Raw genomic sequence first — 20,339 nt, 5'->3', positions numbered from 1 at the left:
ATGGGCTACGCCGACAAACAGGTGTTCGCCACCCGTTCGCAGCGCTACGCGGCGGTGCAACGCGTGATCGGCCTGCTGCTGATGATGTTCTCGATCAGCATGCTGCCGCCGGCGCTGATCAGCCTCATTTACGCCGAAGGCGTTGCCTATGCGTTTTTCGAAGGTGCCTGGATCAGCCTGATCACCGGCGCCATCGCCTACTGGCCGGTCCGACATTCGCGCGCCGAACTGAAAACCCGCGACGGCTTTCTCGTCGTCGTCGCATTCTGGGCGGTGCTGTCCGGGTTCGGTGCGATTCCGCTCTACATCACCGAAGTCGGCTGGCATTCGTTCGTCGATGCGCTGTTCGAGTCGGTGTCCGGCCTGACGACGACCGGCGCGACCGTCATCCCCAGCGGCCTGGACAACCTGCCGCACGCGATTAACTACTATCGAGCGCAGCTGCATTGGCTGGGCGGCATGGGCATCATCGTTCTCGCCGTCGCCATTCTGCCGATGCTCGGCGTCGGCGGCATGCAGCTGTACAAGGCCGAGACGCCGGGGCCGATGAAGGACTCCAAGCTGACTCCGCGCATCGCCGAAACTGCACGTGCGCTGTGGATCGTCTATTTGGCGCTGACGGTGACCTGCGGCCTCAGCTATTGGCTGGCCGGCATGCCCGCGTTCGATGCGGTCGTGCACTCGATGTCGACGATGGCCACCGGCGGTTTCTCCAACCACGATGCCAGCATTGGCTACTACAACAGCCCGCTGATTGAGTACGTCGTGATGGTTTTCATGATGCTCGGCGCGCTGAATTTCGCGACGCATTTCGCCGCCTGGCGCTCGCGCGGTCCCGGTGTCTACCTGCGCGACACCGAAGCGGCGACCAGCGTGCTGATCGTCCTCGGCTTCACCGTGCTGATCATGATTCCGCTGCTGGTCGCCGGCACCTACGACGGCGCCGAGACGACGATCCGCAAGGTGCTGTTCCATGTCATCTCCTACGGATCGACGACCGGATTCGGCACCGCGGATCCCAGCTACTGGCCCTCTTATGCACCGGTCATGCTGATCATGACCTTCTACATGGTCGGCTGCGCCGGCTCGACCGCCGGCGGCGTCAAGGTTGTGCGCCTGATGCTGTTCGTCAAACAGGCGGCACGCGAGATGCAGCGCCTGATCCATCCGAGTGCCGAACTGCCGATCAAGCTGGCCGGCAAGGTCGTGCCGGACCCTATCGTCTACGCGATCGGCGGCTTCTTCTCGGTCTACATCGGCGCCACGCTGATCCTGACGACCGCGATGATCGCGACCGGTCTCGATCCGCTGACCGCGTTCTCGGCGGTCTCGGCCTGCATCAACAACTCCGGCCCCGGCTTGGGCGACCACAATGCGTCGATGGCCGGCGTATCGCAGATCGGCAAATGCATCCTGATCTTCACGATGCTGCTCGGCCGTCTTGAGATCTTCTCGCTGCTGATCGTCTTCACGCCGGCGTTCTGGCGTCGATGAACGTCGCCAGGGCGCTCCCTTCAGCCAGCCCGCTGCGGCGATTCGCCGCCGTCCAGCGCGTGACCGGCATTCTGCTGATGCAGTTCTCGGCGACGATGCTGCCGCCGATGCTGATCTCGCTGTACCGCGACGAAGGTCTGGCGCTGGCGTTCGCGCAGGCTTTGGGCCTGACCCTGGGCGCAGGCGCGGCCGTCTTCCTTCCCGTGCGGCGCGCCAGCGCCGAACTCAAGATCAGGGACGGCTTTCTGGTCGTCGTGCTGTTCTGGGTCGTGTTGTCCGCCTTCGGCGCGGTGCCGTTCTACATCCTGCCGATCGAGTGGCTGAATTTCACCGACGCGGTCTTCGAGTCCACCTCCGGCCTGACGACGACCGGCGCGACCTCCATCGCCGGCGGACTCGATGCGATGCCCTGGGCGATTCTCTATTACCGCGCGCAGCTGCACTGGCTCGGCGGCATGGGTGTGATCGTCCTCGCCGTCGCGCTGCTGCCGATGCTCGGCATCGGCGGCATGCAGCTCTACCGCGCCGAGACGCCGGGCCCCATGAAGGACAGCAAGCTGACGCCGCGCATCGCCAGCACGGCGCGCGCGCTGTGGCTGATCTACCTGGCCATCACGGCGATCTGCATCCTGACGTACTGGCTGCTCGGGATGAGCTTCTTCGATGCGCTGTGTTACGGCATGTCGACGGTGGCGACCGGCGGCTTCGCCAACCACGACGCCAGCATCGGCTATTTCGAGAGCCTGGGCATCGAGATCGCCTGCATGATCTTCATGCTGATCGGCGCGACCAACTTCACGCTGCATTTCCTGGCCTGGCGCGGCAAGTCCGTCGGCACCTATCTGCGCGACCCCGAGTTCCGCGCCTTCCTGTGGACGGTGCTGACGCTCTCGCTGCTGGTCTGCGTGCCGCTGTGGCTGTTCGGCATCTACGACGATCTCGGCTCGGCAATCCGCTACGGCATGTTCCAGTTGATCGCCTTCGGCAGCAATGCCGGCTTCGCCACCGCGGATCCGACCTTCTGGCCGGCCTATGTACCGCTGCTGATCGTGCTGTCCGGCTTCATGGTCGGTTGCGCTGGTTCCACGTCGGCCGGCATCAAGGTCGCGCGTCTGGTCCTGATCATCAAGCAGGTACTGCGCGAGCTGCAGCGCCTGCTGCATCCGAGCGCGACGATCGTCGTCAAGTTCGGCCGCCGCACGGTGCCGGACGACATCGTCTACGCGGTCAGCGGCTTCTTCTTCGTCTACATCATCCTGACGGTCCTGCTGACCCTGGTCATGATCACCCTCGGCGAGGAGCCGATCGTCGCGTTCTCGACCGTCGCGGCGGCGATCAACAACGAAGGCCCGGGACTCGGTCACGCCAACGCATCGATGGCTGGCGTCAGCGACATGGGCAAGTGGGTGTTGATCGTGACGATGATCATGGGCCGCCTGGAAATCTTCACGTTCCTGATCATCTTCACGCCGGGCTTCTGGCGCCGCTGAGCGGCCCGCCAGGAGATTGCCACGCTCGGTGCAAGCGCCGAATCGGCGTTAAGCTTCACTTCAAAACAGCATCCGGTATTTCGCCCCCATGTCCGTATTCACCAAAGTCAGTCACAGCGAGCTGCTGACCTTCCTGCAGCGCTACCCGGTCGGCGAGCTGATCGGTTTCCAGGGCATTGGCGAGGGCGTCGAGAACACCAATTACTTCGTCGACACCGACGACGGCCGCTGGGTACTGACCCTGTTCGAGCGCCTCAACTACGCCGACCTGCCGTTCTTCCTCGGCCTGATGGAACACCTTGCTTCGCGCGATTTTCCCGGCGCGATGCCGGCGCATACGCGCGACGGCCAGACCCTGACGACGCTCAACGGCAAGCCCGCCGCGCTGGTGCGGCGCCTGACCGGGCAGAGCGTGCTGTTTCCGTCGCTGGAGCAGTGCGCCCAGGTCGGCCGCGTGCTCGGCGATCTGCATGTGCTCGGCGGATCGTACGCGGGACGCTGCGCGAACGATCGCGGCGTCGCCTGGCGCACCAAGACCGGCACGCTGCTGGCCGAGAAGGTCAGCGACCCGGCACATCGCCGCCTGATCGAGGACGAACTGCGCGCCCAGCAGGCGCTCGATCTGGTCGCGCTGCCGCAGGGCGTGATCCATGCCGACCTGTTCCGCGACAACGTGCTGTTCGTCGACCAGCGCCTGACCGGCGTCATCGATTTCTACTACGCCTGCAACGATGCGCTGGCCTACGACCTCGCGATCACCCTCAACGACTGGTGCTTCGAGGCCAACGGCCATCTGAATACGGCACGCTGGAACGCGCTGATGAGCGCCTATCGCGCGCGCCGCGAACTGAGCGAAGCCGAAAAGGCCAGCTGGCCGCTGATCCTGCGCGCCGCGGCGCTGCGCTTCTGGCTGTCGCGCCTCTACGACTGGACCTTCCCGCGCGAAGGCGATGTCGTGCAGATCAAGGACCCGGAACATTACCGGCGGATTCTCGATCACCATCGGACGGTGGCACCGCCGGTTTTGTAGCGGTCCGCTGCGGTCTCTCGATACACCGCGCTGTGCGCAGCACGCTGTATCGAGACGCCAGCGCTGAGCTCAACTCTCCGCGTCGATCCGCGATTCCTTCCGCGTATCCCGCATCGTCAGGTACAGCAGCAGCGACACCGCGATGCAGCCGGTGACATACCAGTCATAGCCGGTCTCGTTGCCGGCCTGCTTGAACCACAGCGCGATGAACTCCGCGGTGCCGCCGAACAGCGCGACGGTCAGCGCGTAGGGCAGGCCGACGCCGAGCGCACGCACGCGAGTCGGAAACAACTCGGCTTTGACGACGGCGTTGATCGACGTGTAACCGCTGACGATCAGCAACGCGCACATGATCAGCGCGAACGCGCTCCAGGTATCGTCGACGGTGCGCAGCGCGCCGAGGATCGGCAAGGTTGCCAGCGTGCCGCACACGCCGAAGCCGATCAGGATCGGCCGCCGGCCGATGCGATCGGACAGCGCGCCGACCAGCGGCTGCAACAGCATGAACACGAACAGGCTCGCGGCGTTGATCAGCGTCGCCGTCGTGCGGTCCATGCCGGCGCTGTTGACGAGGAACTTCTGCATATAGGTCGTGTAGGTGTAGAACGCGACCGTGCCGCCGAGCGTCAGACCGACGACCAGACCCAGCTCGCGCGGATGGCGCAGCAGTTCGCGCAGCGGCGAGCGTGGCGCCTGCTTCTGCTGTTCACGCGCGAACGACTGCGTTTCCTCCAGCCTTGAGCGCAGCAGCATCGCGACCAGCGCGCATAGCGCCCCGATCGCGAACGGTACGCGCCAGCCCCAGCTCTCGATCTGCGCCTGGGTCAGCGACTGCTGCAGGACGATCAGCACCGTCAGCGCGAGCAGTTGACCGCAGACCAGCGTGACGTACTGGAAGCTGGAGAAGAAGCCGCGCCGCTGGCTCGTCGCCATCTCGCTCAGGTAAGTCGCCGAGATGCCGTACTCGCCGCCGAGCGACAGGCCTTGCAGCAGACGCGCGAGCAACAGCACCGTCGGCGCGGCGATGCCGATCGTCGCGTAGCCCGGCGTCAGCGCGATGATCAGCGAGCCGATGCACATCATCCACACCGACAGCAGCAGGGCCGCCTTGCGCCCTCGACGGTCGGCATAGCTGCCGAGCAGCCAGCCGCCGAGCGGGCGCACCAGGAAGCCGACCGCGAAGATCGCCGCGCTGTTGAGCAGCTGCGCGGTCGGGTCGCTGTTCGGGAAAAACGCCTGCGCGAAGTACAGCGAGAACGCCGAGTAGACGTACCAGTCGTACCATTCGACGAGATTGCCGATCGAACCGCCGGCAATCGAGCGCAGACGGCGTGCCGTCGTCAGCGGTGCTGCCGTCGCTCCGGCCGACATGCAGGCGCTACTCGGACGCCTCCAGCTCGGCATCGAGCTTGGCCTTGCGCTCGTCATTCGCATTGAGCGCGCCGTCGACCTTGTCGGCGATCGCGTCGCCGGCATAGCCGATGGCCTCGGTGTTGCGCACCGAGCGCGTCTCCGCTCGGCCCTCCGGTTCCGCCGCCGGCGGCGGCGGTTCGCTGCCACCGCAGGCCGTCAGCAACAGGCTCGCCAGCAAGTACCCCGAGATTCGGTATCGCATCGCCATACTCCGCAGTCAGACCGCCATCATGCCTCACCGCGAATCCGGCGGCGGCAAATCGTCGCGGATCCGGATGTAGCGCGGGAACCGCGGCAGGCCGTCGCCGGTGCTGCCGTTGTAGCGGTAGGTGACCCAGCTGCCCAGCGGCGGCGGCACCCGGCGCAGCGCGTCGGTCAGGCCGCTGCCGATGCGGAACTGGCGCCCGTCGGGCCGCTCGACGATCAGCGCGCCGACCGCGCCGCGATACTTGCCGCTGCCCGGCGCATAGCCGATCACGCGCGCCTCGGCGTCGTGATGGGTCTTCAGCTTGAGCAGGTCATCGCTGCGGCCCTGGCGGTAGTAGGCGTCGGCGCGGTGCAGCATCAGGCCCTCGCCGCCCGCGGCAACGATCGCCTGCAGCCGCGCCTGCAGCGCCGCCGCATCCGCCAGGCGGAACTGTTCGACCGCTCGCAGCGATTCGTTGCCGGCGCGCGCGACCAGGCGCCGCAGCTCGGCGAGCCGCTCGCCGAAGCGGCCCGGATGCGCCGGCAGATCGAAGACCATGAAGCGCATCGGCCGCCATCGCCGAGAATCAGCATCCTTGCGCCGCACGACGCCGCTGGTCTCGTCGAAGCGGCCGCGGCCGATCCACAGCTCGCCGTCCATCGCGACCGCCGGCCAGCCGGCGGTGAACCCGGCCGGCGTCACGATGGCCTGACCGCCACGGCTGTACAGCTGCCGGCCGTCCCAGTATCCGCGCACACCGTCGAGCTTCTCGCTGATCCAGTACGCGGAAACATCCGCTTCGCCGTCGTAGGTCTGCGCCAGCATCAGCGGCGGCGGTGCGGCGCCGGCCGCCGCTGCCGGTTGCCCGCACATCGCCCATGCGACAGCCACGCAGAGCCCGCGAAATCCGCTTCCGTTCATGAGGTCCTCCCTGTGCGGTCTTGCGCCGCCATGCGCCGGTCCTTGGCCGGCCCGGGCAGCTTAGCGCCCGCGCGTCTGGCGCGTTCGGCGCCCGCTGCCGCACAATCGGCCCACACCGGCGTCGTCCTGGCGACCGGCGGGGAGACTTCCGCGAATGAGCGACACCCAGACCGCAGGCGCACGGCCGGTCAATTCACCCGGCCGCGTCCTGTTCGCGAGCCTGATAGGCACGACGATCGAGTTCTTCGATTTCTACATCTACGCCACCGCCGCGGTGCTGGTGTTCCCCAAGCTGTTCTTCCCATCCAGCGACCCTACCTCGGCGATGCTGTCGTCGCTGGCGACGTTCGCCATCGCGTTCTTCGCGCGGCCGATCGGCTCGGCGCTGTTCGGTCACTACGGCGACCGTATCGGCCGCAAGGCGACGCTGGTCGCCGCGCTGATGACGATGGGCATCTCGACCGTGGTGATCGGCTTGCTGCCGACCTACGCGCAGATCGGCATCGCCGCGCCGCTGCTGCTCGCGCTGTGCCGCTTCGGCCAGGGTCTGGGCCTCGGCGGCGAATGGGGCGGCGCGGTGCTGCTCGCGACCGAGAACGCGCCGCCGGGCAAGCGCGCCTGGTACGGCATGTTCCCGCAGCTCGGCGCGCCGCTGGGCTTCATCTGCTCCGGCGGCATCTTCCTGCTGCTGTCGGAAAACCTCAGCGACGAAGACTTCCTGTCCTGGGGCTGGCGCATCCCGTTCATCGCCAGCAGCCTGCTCGTCATCGTCGGCCTGTGGGTGCGGCTGTCGATCACCGAGACGCCGGTGTTCCAGAAGATTCTCGAGCAGCAGGAGCGCGTGAAGGTGCCGATGCTCGCGGTCGTCCGCGATCACACAAGGGCACTGGTGCTCGGCACCGTGATCGCGATCGCGACCTTCGTGCTGTTCTACCTGATGACGGTGTTCATGCTGTCCTGGGGCACGACCGCGCTGCAGTATCCGCGCTCGGAATTCCTCGTCATGCAGCTGTTCGGTATCCTGTTCTTCGGCCTGACGATTCCGATCTCGGCGATCTACGCCGACCGCAACGGCCGGCGCAAGACACTGCTGATCGTCAGCGCGGCCATCGCGGTATTTGGCTTCTTCATGGCGCCTCTGCTCGGCGCCGGTACGCCGGCCAACGTCGTCGCCGTGCTCGCGCTCGGTCTCGCATTGATGGGCCTGACATACGGGCCGATGGGGACGATCCTCGCCGAACTGTTCCCCGCGTCGGTGCGCTACACCGGCGCCTCGCTGACCTTCAACCTCGCCGGCATCTTCGGCGCCTCCCTGGCGCCGTACATCGCGACCTGGCTCGCGAAGAACCATGGCTTCGAGTTCGTCGGCTACTACCTGAGCGTCGCCGCGCTGCTGTCGTTCACCGCGATGCTGCTGTCCAAGGAAACCCGCGACCTCGAGTCCGCCCAATGATGGGCCTGACGCGCTACCAGTGGACCGTGCTGTTCGCCGCCTGGCTCGGCTGGGGCTTCGATCTGTTCGACAGCATCCTGTTCAACTTCGTCGCGCCCAACGCGGTGCCGACCCTGCTCGGCGTCGAAATCGGCAGCGCCGAGGCCAAGCAGGTCACGCTGTACTGGACCGGCATTCTGACGTCGGTGCTGCTGCTCGGCTGGGCCGCCGGCGGCATCCTGTTCGGCTACGTCGCCGATCGCATCGGCCGTACGCGCACCATGCAGCTGACGATCCTGATGTATGCGCTGGGCACCGCGGCCTGCGCGTTCGCACCGAACATCTGGTGGCTGCTGGCGTTTCGCATCGTCGCATCGCTCGGCATCGGCGGCGAATGGGCAGCCGGTGCATCGATGGTCGCCGAGGTCATGCCGGAGAACCGCCGCGTCGAAGCCGGCGCGCTGCTGTACACCTCGGCTGCGTTCGGCACGACGCTGGCGACGATCGTCAACGTCGTCATCGCCGGCCATCTGTTTGCCGACCAGCCGGAACTGTCCTGGCGTTTCGTCTTCGCCTGCGGCCTGATCCCGGCGGTCGTCGTGCTGATCATCCGCCTGTTCATCAAGGAACCGGAACGCTGGACCGCCGCGACGCGCGGCCAGCAGCCGCCGAAGCTGTCGGAGCTGTTCACGCCCGCGCTGCGCAGGATCACCCGCAGCGGCCTGCTGATGGCCTTGATCGCACTGATCACCTGGTGGAGCTGCAACGCCTTCCTGCCGACCTTCGCGACCGGCCTCGCGCTCGAACAGGCCGCAAGGGACGGGCTCGATGCGGTCGCGCGCCAGCGCCTCGTCGAAGACTGGAAGTTCACCGCGACGATGATGTTCAACATCGGCGGCTTCCTCGGCACGCTGCTGACGATTCCGGTCGCCAAACGGCTCGGCCGCCGGCCGATGTTCGCGCTGTACTTCATCGCGTCCGCGCTGGCGATCTTCGCGACCTTCGGCCTCGACGTCGCGCCGCAGCTGCGCCTGTACCTGTACTTCGCGATCGGCCTGTCGGTGTTCGGCATCTTCGGCAGCTTCACGTTCTACCTGCCGGAACTGTTCCCGACCCGCCTGCGCGCGACCGGTGCCGGCTTCTGCTACAACGCCGGCCGCGTCATCGCCGCGATCGGGCCCTTCGTCGTCGGCGTGATCGCCGCCAAGGGGCCGGGCACCGCGATGGAGGTGCTGGTGTGGATCGCTGTCGTGCCGCTCGTCGGCCTGCTGCTGATGCCGCTCGTCGTCGAGACGCGCGGTCAGGCGTTGAGGGACTGACATGACCATCAACCGCAAGCCCTACCTGCTGATGCTGCTCGCGCTGTACGCGCTGCTGTGGATCGTCCTCGCGATCGAGCCGCACGATCGCAAGGACTGGGCGCTCGAGAACGCGCTGGTGCTGGCCTTCGGCCTCGGCCTGTGGGCGGCACGCAAGCATTTCGTGTTCTCGCGCATCTCGTACACGCTGATCTTCCTGTTTTTGTGCCTGCATGCGGTCGGCGCGCATTACACCTACGCGGAAGTGCCGTACAACGATTGGTGGCAGGCACTGACCGGCAGCACCTTCAATTCGATGTTCGGCTGGGATCGCAACCACTACGACCGTCTCGTCCATTTCAGCTACGGCTTGCTGCTCGCCTATCCGGTGCGCGAGATCTTCCTGCGGGTTGCCGACGTGCGCGGCTTCTGGGGCTATTTCCTGCCGCTGGATTTCACGCTGTCGACATCGGCGCTGTTCGAGATGTTCGAATGGGCCGCCGCGGAATTCTTCGGCGGCGACCTCGGCGTTGCCTACCTCGGCACGCAAGGCGATGTCTGGGACGCGCACAAGGACATGGGCCTGGCCACGCTCGGCGCGATCGTCGCGATGCTGGTCACGCTGGCGATCAACCGCCGCCTGCAGCGCGACTTCGCCCGCGAATGGTCCGACAGCCTGAAGATCAAGGACACGCGACCGTATGGCGAAGACGCCATCGCGCGCCTGATCAAGGACGGTCGCTGAAACGCAACTGGCGGGGATAGGCGATGAGCAGACAGACCATCGGCACGGCATTGATCGGCGCAGCGATGCTGCTGATCTCGACACTGGCCGCAGCGGCCGATCTGACCGGCACCTGGCGCGGCAGCGTTGACAGCGAGGCCGCCGTGCTGGAGCTGCGCAAGGACGGCAGCGGCAACTTCAACGGCGCCGCGCTCAGCTGGCAGGTACAGCTCGGCATGCTGTTCCTCGAAAGCGACGGTGAAGTCCAGGCCTACAGCTTCAGCATCGACGGCAACCGCATGACGGTCGCCGGCGGCGACCTCGCCGGACCGGTCATGCTCGAACGCGGCGGCAAGCCTGCGGCGAATCCCGGCAAGCCCGCAACCGCCGCCAAACCGGCTGCAGAAGCCCCAGCCGCAGGCGGCGCGCGTGCGAACCTCGCGGGCAAGTGGTGCTACCTCGGCAGCTTCAGCGCCAACATGGGCGGCGGCAGCCAGAGCGAAAAATGCTTCGAGCTCACCGCCGATGGCCGCTATCGCTATCACGCCGAAAGCAGCATCAGCGCGTACAGCAACGGCAACGCCGGCCTTTGGGGTGGCACCAGCTCGGCAAGCGACGACCAGGGCCGCTGGAGCGCGACGACGAGCAGCCTGACGGTGCAGTCGGACAACGGCGGCACGACCACCTACCCGCTGCAGCTGCGCAATCATCCGAAGAACCGCGACCCGATGATCTGCCTCGACGGCGACTGCTACGTCACGCAGTGGCAGAAGGCTCCCTGGTAGGCGCAGGCGCGCCTATACTCGGCTGAAAATGCCGGGGGAGACCGACATATGAAAAAGACCATCCATGGTCTGTTGCTGCTGGCCGTCATCGCGCTTGCCGCCTGCGGCGACAGTGCTTCGGTTGATGTCGTGCCGCCGGTGAGCGGCGGCGATGGCAGCACCGCCACGCCGAAAGCGGTCTGCGGCCCCGGCTCGCGGCCGGAGCTGGGCATCCAGGGTCGCGTCAGCCGCGAGGAACATCGCAGTGGCCGCGCCGCGGAAGGCTATACCTGCAACACCGAGCTGGTCGGCACGCGCGTGATCGACAATGCGATCGGCACCGTCGCCGGCTTCAAGGTCGAGCGCTACATCGACGCGGCCGGAAACGACTGCGCCTACTACGACAGCGCGCTGCTGTATCCGCTCGGCATCGTCGACGGCGAGAACGGCGTCAACGTGCTCGACATGGCCGATCCGACGCAGCCGGTGCTGACCGATCGCCTGACCACCGTCGCGATGCTGACCCCGCACGAGTCGATGGTCGTCAGCAAGGAACGCGGCCTGCTTGTCGCCGTCGCCGGCAACGCCGCGCTGGCACCGGGCGTCGTCGACATCTACGACATCTCGCAGGACTGCCGCCATCCGGTGCTGAAGTCCTCGCGCCTGCTGACGCTGTTCGGCCACGAGAGCGGCCTGTCGCCGGACGGCAAGACTTTCTACGTCGCCTCGCCCGGCACGCCGACACTGACCGCGGTCGACATCAGCGATCCGGACCGGCCGCGGGTGCTGAAGGTCATGCCATATTCCTCGCATGGCCTGTCGATCAGCGCCGACGGCAACCGCGCGTATCTGGCCGGCGTCGGCCTGTCGGGTTCGGCCTGTGCGTTCGCGGTGACCTGCGCGCTGCCGGATCCCAACCTCGACCGCGCGCTGATCATTCTCGATGTGTCGGAGATCCAGGCGCGCAAGGAAAACCCGGTCGTCCGCGAAGTCTCGCGCCTGACCTGGCCACGCATGAGCATTCCGCAGAATGCGCTGCCGTTCACCAGCAAGGGCAAGCCCTATCTGCTGGAGATCGACGAGTTCGCCCGCGCCGGGGATGTCGGCGCGGCGCGCATCATCGACATCAGCGACGAGACGAATCCGCGCGTCGCGTCGGACCTGCGCCTCGAGGTGCACAACCCCGAGCACTTCGCCGAGGTGGCGACCGACCCGGGCAACAACTTCATCGGCCAGGGCTATGCCGGCCACTACTGCAACCTGCCGACGCGCGTCGATCCGACGATCGCGGCCTGCAGCATGATCGCGTCCGGCCTGCGCATCTTCGATATCCGCGATGTCGAACGCCCGCGCGAAGTCGCGTATTTCCACGCGCCGATGCATCCGCGCCTGACGCCGTATCTCGAGGCCAGCGGCTATGCGATGGCGAGCCCGGAGTTCGTGCCGGAGCGCAAGGAGATCTGGTACAGCGACGTCTACAGCGGCTTTTATGCGATCCGCGTGACCAACGGCGCCTGGCCGGACTGAGCGACGGGCACACATAGTGACCCGCTTCCTGTGGATAGCGCTGTTGCTGCTGACGGCGACGCTCGCGACGAGCCTGTGGCTGTCGCGTTCGCCCTACGATGCGGCGCTCGACGAAGCCAGACTGCGGCAGGTCGCCATCGCACCCGTTGCCGAGGCGCTGAGCTTCGCGCGTAGCGGCGGACGCCTGCTGCTGGTGACGCGTTATGCAGACGATTCGGTCGAAGGAATCGATCTCACGGAGCAGCTCCAGCTCGGCCACGACGATCCCATCCGCGCCTACAACGAGCTGGGTTACGACGCGCTCGCCGCGGCGGCGACAGCAGCGCCGATCAGCGTCGCGGTGTCGGCGCTGGAAGTGCCGCTGCTGGCGGCGACGCACAACCTGGCGATCGGCGCGAACTACCGCGAGCATGCCCGCGAGTCCGGCATCGACGAACAGCCGTTCCTGTTTCCGAAGATCGCCGTGCCGAGCCGGCACGACAGCAGCGTCGCGATCGGCGCATCCGCGCGGCTCGACTACGAGGCCGAGCTTGGCCTGGTCGCGCTGCGCGACATCGATGCGGCAAGGCCGGCGCCGGCGCGCATGGGTCTCGTGCTGTGCAACGAGCTGACCGATCGCTGGTCTCTGGTGCGCAATCTCAAACGCGGCACGGAGATGGGCACCAGCGGTTTCGTCGACGGCAAGAGCCGCGAGGGCTTCTCCGTGCTCGGACCGCTGTTCGTGATCCCGCGCGACTTCGCCGCGTTCTATCCGCAGTTGCGCCTGCAGCTGTGGCGCAACGGCCGGCTGCGCCAGGACGCGACGGCCGCCGACATGGTCTGGAATCCCGTGCAGCAACTCGAGCAGTTCTACGCGCGCGCCGGCTGGACCTTCCATCGCGGCGACGGCACGGTGCCGCTGCTGCCGCAGCAGGGACGCATCCCGGCCGGCACGGTGATTTTCTCCGGCACGCCGGCCGGCGTGATCTTCAAGCCACACAACCTGTGGGCCGGCTGGCTGTACCTGCAGCTCGACGAAGAGATTGCGATCCGTGCCGATTATCTCGGCGTCATCCGCAATCGCATTGTCGACTGAGTTTTGTAGCCCGGATGCAATCCGGGGTGCGGCTGTCGCGGAAAGTGCGAATCCCGGATTTCATCCGGGCTACGTTTTCTGCACGTTCTATCGCGACGACGGTACGGTGCCGACAGTGGGCCGGCGAGGAGATCGCGTCATTCGCAATCGCATCGCCGGCTGAGTTTTGTAGCCCGGATGCAATCCGGGGTGCGGCTCTCGCGGAAAGTGCGGATCCCGGATTTCGTCCGGGCTACGTTCTCCGCTTTCCGCGGTGGATTCCGGCGTTCGCGCTTTCTACGGCTTGGCGCTGACGCGCCAGATCGTGTTGCCGACATCGTCGGCGACCAGCAGGCCGCCGCGCGCATCGACGGCGACGCCGACCGGACGGCCGTAGGCATCGCCGTCCTCGCTGAGGAAGCCGTCGAGCACGTCCAGCGGCTTGCCGCCGGGAATGCCGCCGGCGAACGGCACGAAGATGACCTTGTAGCCGCTGTGCGGCTTGCGGTTCCAGGAGCCGTGCTGGCCGATGAACATGCCTTCGGCGAACTGCTCGGGCAGTGTGTTGCCGTGGGCGGCGGACAATCCCAGCGACGCCGTATGCGGTCCGAGCGCGTAATCCGGCACGCGCGCCTTGGCGACCATGTCCGGCCGCGGCGGTTGCACGCGCACGTCGACATGCTGGCCGTAGTAGCTCCACGGCCAGCCGTAGAACGCGCCGTCTTCGACGGAGGTCATGTAGTCGGGCACCAGATCGCTGCCGATCTCGTCGCGTTCGTTGACCGCGACCCACAGCTTGCCGCTCTCCGCTTCCCAGGCCATGCCGACCGGATTGCGCAGGCCGGAGGCGAACACGCGGCGCGCGCCCGTCGCAGCATCAATCTCGAGGATCGCCGCGCGCTCGGTTTCCTTGTCCATGCCGTTCTCGGCGACATTGCTGTTGGAACCGACGCCGACATACAGCTTGCTGCCATCGGCATTCGCAATCAGGCTCTTCGTCCAGTGATGGTTCAGCGCACCGCCCGGCAGATCGGCAAGACGCGTCGCCTTGCCGTCGACCTTGTCGGCGCCGAGGCGGTAGTCGAAACGCAACAGCGCGTCGGTATCGGCAACATAAAGGCGGTCGCCGACCCAGGCCATGCCGAACGGCGAGTTGAGATTTTCCAGCAGCGGCTTGCGCTGTTCGGCAACGCCATCGCCGTCGACATCGCGCAGCAGCGTGATGCGGTTCGCGCTGGGCACCGTCGCGCCGGCACGCTTCATGACGAGGCCGGCGACAAAGCCCTTGATGCCGGCACTGTCCTCGGGACGTTCCGGGGCATTGGTTTCGGCAACGAGCACATCGCCGTTGGGCAGCACAAGCAGCCAGCGCGGATGATCGAGGGCGCCGGCAAACGCGGCGACGCGCAGACCTTCCGCTGCGCGAGGCATGCCGCCCTGCGGCCAGCCGCGCGCCGGCGCGATGTTGATCGTCGGCAGCCAGGACTTCACCGGCGCGACCAGCTTCGGTGCCGGACCGATCCCTTCATCGACGCTCAGCTGCGCCTCCTCGGCCTGCGCCAACCCCGTCACCAGACACAGCGCCCACAGCAGATTCGATCTGTTCATTTCGCCACCGCATCCTTGACCGCGTTGAGGAATTCCTCGGACAGCTCGGCATCGTCGACCGCGCGTGACATGACCAGCGCGCCGATCATCGCAGCATAGGTCACCAGCGCCTTGTCGCGCCGCACCGCCGCCGATTTGCCGGGCGAGAGCTTGGCGATGACGTCGAGATGCTCGCGCACGCCGGCGGTCAGCGCGGCACGCACCTGCGGTCCCTGACGCGAGGCATCGACCGCCAGCGCCGAAGCGACGCAGCCGCTGCCGGGATGATCGCGGTGGCGGGTCGTCAGATAGGTCTCGGCGAACTCGCCGAGCGCATTGGCGTTGGGATTCTCGGCGGCGGTCTTCCACAGCTTCAGCGTGTCGCTGAAGGCTTGCGTGCAGGCCTGCGCCATCAGCTCTTCCTTGGACGCGAAGTGGCCATAGAAACCACCGTGCGTGAGGCCGGCCTTCTTCATTAGATCGGCAACGCTGATGCCTTCGAAACCATGCTGGCGGAACAGCTTGCCCGCCGCCGCCAGAATCCGGCCGCGGTTCTCCGCCGCCTGTTCTCTGCTGACTTTCATTGTGTCGTCCTCCGCCGGGTCCGGCCGTGCTTGACATTATACATGATGAGCATCATATTACATTCATGACGATCATCATCAATAATGGCGGTACGCCTGATGATCACCCTACAAGGCCAGCACGGAGCACAACATGAACCAACAGACCTCCCGCGGTACCGCCCTGATCACCGGCGCGTCGATCGGCATCGGCGCCACCTATGCCGACCGCCTCGCGCAGCGCGGCCACGACCTGCTGCTGGTCGCCCGCGACCGCAGCAAGCTCGAAGCACTGGCGGCGCGCTTGGCGCAGACCTATGGCGTCAAGGCCGAGTTCATCGTTGCCGACCTGACCGTCGACGTCGACCTGCGCCGCGTCGAGCAGCGCCTGCTGACCGATCCGCGCATCAGCCTGCTGGTCAACAACGCCGGCGTCGCGATGAGCGGCGAGTTCGTCGATGCCGATCCCGAACAGCTCGAGGCGATGATCAAGCTCAATGTGCTGGCGCCGTCTCGCCTCGCGCGCGCCGCGCTGCCCGGCTTCGTCGCCCGCGGCGCCGGTGCGCTGATCAACATCAGCTCGGTGCTGGCGCTCGCGCCGGAAATGTTCAACGGTGCCTACAGCGGCACCAAGGCCTATGTGCTGAACCTGACGCTCAAGCTGCAGCAGGAAGTCGGCAGCAAGGGCGTCCGCGTGCAGGCCGTGCTGCCGGGCGCGACGCGCACCGAGATCTGGAACCGCGCTGGCACCGACATCAACGCGCTGCCGCAGGACATGCTGATGGACGTCGACGAGATGGTCGACGCCGCGCTCGCCGGCTACGACCAGGGCGAGGTCGTCACGATCCCGTCATTGCCGGATGCCGAAGATTGGACAGCCGCCAGCGCGGCGCGCCTCAAGCTCGGCCCGAACCTGTCGCGCAGCCACGCCGCCGCGCGCTACAAACCCCACGTCGCCCAAGCGGCCTAACGGAGCAGGAACATGAGCAACACCGCAAAAACGCTCAAGCGCATCGCCATCCTCGGCGGCTCGCGGATTCCCTTCGCGCGCCAGAACACAGCCTATGCCGAGTCGAACAACATCGAGATGCTGACCGCCGCGCTGCGCGGCGTGGTCGCGAAGTTCAAGCTCGAAGGCGAGCGCCTGGGTGAAGTGGCCGCCGGCGCGGTGCTCAAGCATTCGCGCGACGCCAACATCAGCCGCGAAGCCGCGCTCGACAGCGGCCTGTCGCCGCAGACGCCGGCCTACGATGTGCAGCAGGCGTGCGCGACTTCGCTGGAAACCGCGATCCTGGTCGGCAACAAGATCGCGACGGGCCAGATCGAAGCCGGCATCGCCGGCGGCGTCGATTCGTCTTCCGACGCGCCGGTGTCGCTGCAGGACTCGCTGCGCAAGCTGATCCTGCGCCTGAACCGCAGCAAGACCGGCGGCGACAAGCTGTCGCTGCTCGCGCAGCTGCGGCCGGCGATGTTCAAACCCTCGGTGCCCAACGTCAACGAACGCCGCACCGGCCTGAGCATGGGCGAGCACTGCGAGCTGATGGTCAAGCAGTGGGGCATCACGCGCGAAGCGCAGGATGAACTTGCGCTCGCCAGCCACCTCAATGCCGCGCGTGCCTACAAGGACGGTTTCTACAGCGATCTGCTGGTGCCGTTCAAAGGCCTCGAGCGCGACAACAACCTGCGCGCCGACAGCTCGGCCGAAAAGCTCGCGCGCCTCGCGCCGGCCTTCGACAAGACTTCCGGCAAGGGCACGCTGACCGCCGGCAATTCGACGCCGTTGACCGACGGCGCCGCCGCCTTGCTGCTGTCTTCGGAAGAGTGGGCCGCCGCCCACGGCCATGCGCCGCAGGCGTATCTGGTCGATGCCGAAACCGCGGCGGTGGATTTCTTCGGCCCCGATGCCGAAGGCCTGCTGATGGCGCCGGCGCACGCGGTGCCGCGCCTGCTCGCCCGCAACGGCCTGAGCCTGCAGGACTTCGACTACTACGAGATCCACGAGGCCTTTTCCGGCCAGGTGCTGTGCACGCTGGCGGCCTGGGAAAGCGACGCCTACTGCCGCGACAAGCTCGGCCTGCCCGGCGCGCTCGGCAAGATCGACCGCAGCAAGCTCAATGTCAACGGCGGTTCGGTCGGCCTCGGCCATCCGTTTGCCGCGACCGGCGCCCGCGTGCTGGCCGGCGCGGCGAAGCAGCTCGCCGCCCATCGTGCAAAAACCGGCAAGTCCGGCCGCACGCTGGTGTCGATCTGCGCCGCCGGCGGCCTCGGCGCCACCGCGATCCTCGAAGGCTGAGTCGCACGCTCAGCGCTGCTGCGCCGGCCCCTTCCCCCGGGGCCGGCGCTTTTTTGTACGGCGTACGGCCTCAAAAGACGCCCCTCACCCCGGCCCTCTCCCCGCGCGCGGGGAGAGGGAGAAAAAGCATGAGCTGTCTCTGCCCGCACTCGGCGCACCCATATAGGGGGATACATCCGCCCCCGATCTGTGTATCAATAGCGTCGGCTAGCGCGGAAGGTTTCGGATGTTTCCCAGCATGGAAGCTAAAGTCGGGCCGTCGGCGGCTCGCGCGTGCAAAGGCGCACGCGGCGGTTCGACATTGATCGTGGGGTCCGCCGGTCGATCATGAGCCCGCGCGCATCCCGCCGCCCCGTTCCATCCGGCCGTCGCGGCTCGAGCCTCGACGACGTCACCGCAGCCGAAGTGCAGTCGCTGGAGCGCACCGCCAGCGAGCGCGTGTGGTGGTACTGGTTCTCGCCGCGCATCGAACGCGAGTTCGAACATTTCGTGCGCCATTCCAGCCGCCGCAATCGTCTGATCCTCGCGATCTCGACGGCACTCATGTTCCTGACGGTACCGCTGTGGGGCCAGCAGCTGCTGGGCGACGCCGCATCCGCGACGCTGGGGCCGATCGCCCCGCAGATCGCCGCGATGGGGCTGTTCTTCTGCGCGATCTCCTGGCTGCAGTACCGCCATTGGGATCGCGTCTTCGTCGAATGGCTGCTGCTCGCCGCGTTTGTCGGAGAAACCGTCTTCATCGAGTACCTGCGCTTCGAGAGCGAGCGCGTCGGCCTGTGGATTGACCCGTCGACGTCGATGGTCGTGCCGCTGACCGTCGTGCTGCTGGGACGCTTCCGCGTCGGCCGCATGCTGCTGTTCGTCGCCGCCACCGCCGCCGCGATGCTGTATGCGTCGGTGCTGTGGCCGATCAAGCTGGCGACGCGCGCCGAATCGACGTGGCTGATCCAGGTGATCAGCATGTCCGGCGTGGTCGTCGCGGCGATCTCGTCGAAGATCGATTCGCGCCGCCAGTGGGCGTCCGCCTGGCTGCTGCAGATGATGGCGTTCCGCGATTCGCTGACCGGCCTGCCGAACCGCCGCGCGCTGGAGAATCACTACGACCTGAACCTGCGGCAGGACCAGGCGCGCACCGGCCGCAACATCCTGCTCGCGCTGATCGATCTCGATCATTTCAAGAAGATCAACGACCGCTACGGCCACGACTACGGCGACGGCGTGCTCGCCGAGTTCGCGATGACGCTGAACCGCTATGTGCTCAACACGCCGGACATTGCCTCGCGCATCGGCGGCGAGGAGTTCTGCCTGCTGATCCCCAATTTCAATCCCAGCGCCAGCGAGGTGCTGCTGCGCGATATCGTCAGTACCACCGAATCGCTGGCGATCGAGAACGAATCGGCGCCGCTGGGGCTGCTGACCTGCAGCGTCGGTGCGGTCGTTGCCGACGCCAGCACGCCGCTGTCGATGCTGCTCAAGCAGGCCGACGAATGCCTTTACGAAGCCAAGGCCGGCGGGCGCAATACCTATCGCTGGCGCAACCTGACGGAAACCGGTGAGCAGGTGCTCGCGCCGCAGCAGCAGCGCGCCTGATTTTTGACGCGGTCAGCCCGGCCGCAGCTGGAGCAGCGTGCCGCCGCTGCCATTGGTCGTGACGATGACCAGCGTCAGATTGCCGTTCGCGGCACGGCGCAGCGTCGCCAGGCCGGAAGCCGGCGGCGGCTGCGGATTCGGCGTGTTGTTGCCGCACTGCTCGGAGAGCAGCGCGGAATACAGGTTGTAGGGCTGGTCGATCAGCGCCAGCGTGCCGCTGTACGAGCAGCCGGGGCTCTGGCCGAAGATCGTGCCGCCTTCGCTGACGGTGAAGTAGGTCGTGACCGCACCGAAATCGTCTTCCTCGATCCAGGTCCCGGCGACCAGCGGCAGGTCCGAGCGCCGTTCGTACTGGGCTTCCTGGTAGTCCACCGCGAGCGTGCCGCTGTCGACCACGCCGGCTTCGCCCTCGTTGGTCGCGGTATAGCTCATCAGGATCGCCGATTCCGGGTCGTAGCCGCCCTGCGCGTTGAACGTGCGGACGAGGACTTCATCGTCATCCGGATCGACCGTATCGGTACCGACCTGCGCGAACGCGCGGCCCTGCCAGTTGATGTCGCGATCGCTGACGCTGTAGCGGCCGCTGGCGATCAGGCTGCCCTCGGCGTCATACAGGTAGAGGCGGCTGTCGTTGACGAGCACGTCGACGTCCAGCGTCGTCCCCGAAGCAACGGACGTCAGCGTGCCGCTGTAGATGCCGGCCGGCGCGACGCTCGGCGGGCGCACGTCGGGAATCTCGATGGTGTCGATCTGCGATCCGCAGCCCGCCAGCAGCGCGACGATCGCGAAAATGCCTGAAATCTGCAGTCCGGAACTTACTTTCATGGCTGGAAACTACAGATATACCAATGAGATATTTGGAAAAATTGATGTTACTTTGCCTGATTTCCGGGCACAATGGCACAGGAACTGCTATGGCGTCGGGAACGATGAATACGTCTATGCAATTTGCGCACCCTTTCTGGCGCCCCC

The 20,339-nt window shown here is 66.6% G+C and carries 18 protein-coding genes; 12 read left to right on the top strand and 6 right to left on the bottom strand.

Going from position 1 to position 20,339, the window contains the following annotated elements; all coding sequences use genetic code 11:
• The 3 genes from AC3WUF_RS15970 to AC3WUF_RS15960 all read left to right on the top strand — a co-directional run bounded on the left by AC3WUF_RS15970 (position 1) and on the right by AC3WUF_RS15960 (position 4,014).
• On the top strand, positions 1-1,494 hold the full coding sequence (locus AC3WUF_RS15970) for a TrkH family potassium uptake protein (protein WP_492427380.1): 1,494 nt from the start codon (positions 1-3) through the stop codon (positions 1,492-1,494).
• Positions 1,491-2,984: a potassium transporter TrkG gene (locus AC3WUF_RS15965; RefSeq protein WP_492427378.1), complete on the top strand. Its 1,494-nt coding sequence runs from the start codon at positions 1,491-1,493 to the stop codon at positions 2,982-2,984. The genes AC3WUF_RS15970 and AC3WUF_RS15965 overlap by 4 nt, the downstream gene beginning before the upstream one ends.
• 88 nt (positions 2,985-3,072) lie before the next feature.
• Positions 3,073-4,014: a homoserine kinase gene (locus tag AC3WUF_RS15960; protein WP_492427376.1), complete on the top strand. Its 942-nt coding sequence runs from the start codon at positions 3,073-3,075 to the stop codon at positions 4,012-4,014.
• A gap of 69 nt (positions 4,015-4,083) precedes the next feature.
• Here the strand turns inward: AC3WUF_RS15960 and AC3WUF_RS15955 are convergent, their stop codons facing one another.
• Genes AC3WUF_RS15955 through AC3WUF_RS15945 form a run of 3 tightly spaced genes read right to left on the bottom strand, consistent with a single transcriptional unit; the run spans position 4,084 to position 6,535 of the window.
• The gene (locus AC3WUF_RS15955) at positions 4,084-5,385 is read right to left on the bottom strand and encodes an MFS transporter (protein WP_492427374.1); all 1,302 of its coding nucleotides are present in this window, start codon (positions 5,383-5,385) and stop codon (positions 4,084-4,086) included.
• Between the two features lie 7 nt (positions 5,386-5,392).
• The gene (locus tag AC3WUF_RS15950; RefSeq protein ID WP_492427372.1) at positions 5,393-5,629 is read right to left on the bottom strand and encodes a hypothetical protein; all 237 of its coding nucleotides are present in this window, start codon (positions 5,627-5,629) and stop codon (positions 5,393-5,395) included.
• Positions 5,630-5,662: 33 nt separating this feature from the next.
• Positions 5,663-6,535: a DNA ligase gene (locus AC3WUF_RS15945; RefSeq protein WP_492427370.1), complete on the bottom strand. Its 873-nt coding sequence runs from the start codon at positions 6,533-6,535 to the stop codon at positions 5,663-5,665.
• Between the two features lie 154 nt (positions 6,536-6,689).
• On the opposite strand from AC3WUF_RS15945, the gene AC3WUF_RS15940 reads away from it, so the two are divergent.
• Genes AC3WUF_RS15940 through AC3WUF_RS15915 form a run of 6 tightly spaced genes read left to right on the top strand, consistent with a single transcriptional unit; the run spans position 6,690 to position 13,355 of the window.
• Positions 6,690-7,988, top strand: a complete 1,299-nt coding sequence (locus tag AC3WUF_RS15940; protein ID WP_492427368.1) for an MFS transporter — start codon at positions 6,690-6,692, stop codon at positions 7,986-7,988.
• Complete coding sequence (locus AC3WUF_RS15935; RefSeq protein ID WP_492427366.1) at positions 7,985-9,286, top strand: MFS transporter; 1,302 nt, start codon at positions 7,985-7,987, stop codon at positions 9,284-9,286. Before AC3WUF_RS15940 ends, AC3WUF_RS15935 begins: the two co-directional genes overlap by 4 nt.
• A 1-nt stretch (position 9,287) precedes the next feature.
• Positions 9,288-10,010, top strand: a complete 723-nt coding sequence (locus tag AC3WUF_RS15930) for a DUF2238 domain-containing protein (RefSeq protein ID WP_492427365.1) — start codon at positions 9,288-9,290, stop codon at positions 10,008-10,010.
• A 23-nt stretch (positions 10,011-10,033) separates the two neighbouring features.
• The gene (locus AC3WUF_RS15925) at positions 10,034-10,774 is read left to right on the top strand and encodes a hypothetical protein (protein WP_492427363.1); all 741 of its coding nucleotides are present in this window, start codon (positions 10,034-10,036) and stop codon (positions 10,772-10,774) included.
• A 48-nt stretch (positions 10,775-10,822) separates the two neighbouring features.
• Positions 10,823-12,280, top strand: coding sequence for an LVIVD repeat-containing protein (locus tag AC3WUF_RS15920; RefSeq protein WP_492427361.1), 1,458 nt, complete (start codon positions 10,823-10,825; stop codon positions 12,278-12,280).
• 16 nt (positions 12,281-12,296) lie between these two features.
• Positions 12,297-13,355, top strand: a complete 1,059-nt coding sequence (locus tag AC3WUF_RS15915; RefSeq protein WP_492427359.1) for a fumarylacetoacetate hydrolase family protein — start codon at positions 12,297-12,299, stop codon at positions 13,353-13,355.
• A 276-nt stretch (positions 13,356-13,631) separates the two neighbouring features.
• Here AC3WUF_RS15915 and AC3WUF_RS15910 read toward each other — a convergent pair whose 3' ends face one another.
• Together AC3WUF_RS15910 and AC3WUF_RS15905 are read right to left on the bottom strand one after the other, a co-directional pair.
• Positions 13,632-14,942: a PQQ-dependent sugar dehydrogenase gene (locus AC3WUF_RS15910; protein WP_492427357.1), complete on the bottom strand. Its 1,311-nt coding sequence runs from the start codon at positions 14,940-14,942 to the stop codon at positions 13,632-13,634.
• Positions 14,939-15,505, bottom strand: coding sequence for a TetR/AcrR family transcriptional regulator (locus AC3WUF_RS15905; protein WP_492427355.1), 567 nt, complete (start codon positions 15,503-15,505; stop codon positions 14,939-14,941). The genes AC3WUF_RS15910 and AC3WUF_RS15905 overlap by 4 nt, the downstream gene beginning before the upstream one ends.
• A 133-nt stretch (positions 15,506-15,638) precedes the next feature.
• Here AC3WUF_RS15905 and AC3WUF_RS15900 point away from each other — a divergent pair, with 133 nt between their 5' ends.
• From AC3WUF_RS15900 to AC3WUF_RS15890, 3 genes are all read left to right on the top strand, one after another.
• Positions 15,639-16,454 carry an SDR family NAD(P)-dependent oxidoreductase gene (locus tag AC3WUF_RS15900; protein WP_492427353.1) on the top strand — a complete coding sequence of 272 codons (816 nt, stop codon included), beginning with the start codon at positions 15,639-15,641 and terminating at the stop codon, positions 16,452-16,454.
• A 12-nt stretch (positions 16,455-16,466) separates the two neighbouring features.
• Positions 16,467-17,777 (top strand): acetyl-CoA C-acetyltransferase, encoded by a 1,311-nt coding sequence (locus tag AC3WUF_RS15895; protein WP_492427351.1) that lies wholly within the window; start codon positions 16,467-16,469, stop codon positions 17,775-17,777.
• Positions 17,778-18,104: 327 nt separating this feature from the next.
• Complete coding sequence (locus tag AC3WUF_RS15890) at positions 18,105-19,367, top strand: GGDEF domain-containing protein (protein WP_492427349.1); 1,263 nt, start codon at positions 18,105-18,107, stop codon at positions 19,365-19,367.
• A 12-nt stretch (positions 19,368-19,379) separates the two neighbouring features.
• Here AC3WUF_RS15890 and AC3WUF_RS15885 read toward each other — a convergent pair whose 3' ends face one another.
• Positions 19,380-20,192, bottom strand: a complete 813-nt coding sequence (locus tag AC3WUF_RS15885) for a hypothetical protein (RefSeq protein WP_492427347.1) — start codon at positions 20,190-20,192, stop codon at positions 19,380-19,382.
• Between the last annotated feature and the right edge of the window lie 147 nt (positions 20,193-20,339).

This window comes from Fontimonas sp. FW305-C-3, assembly GCF_058783185.1.
Note: the sequence above shows the minus strand (reverse complement) of the source record. Positions and strands in the feature narration are given on the sequence as shown.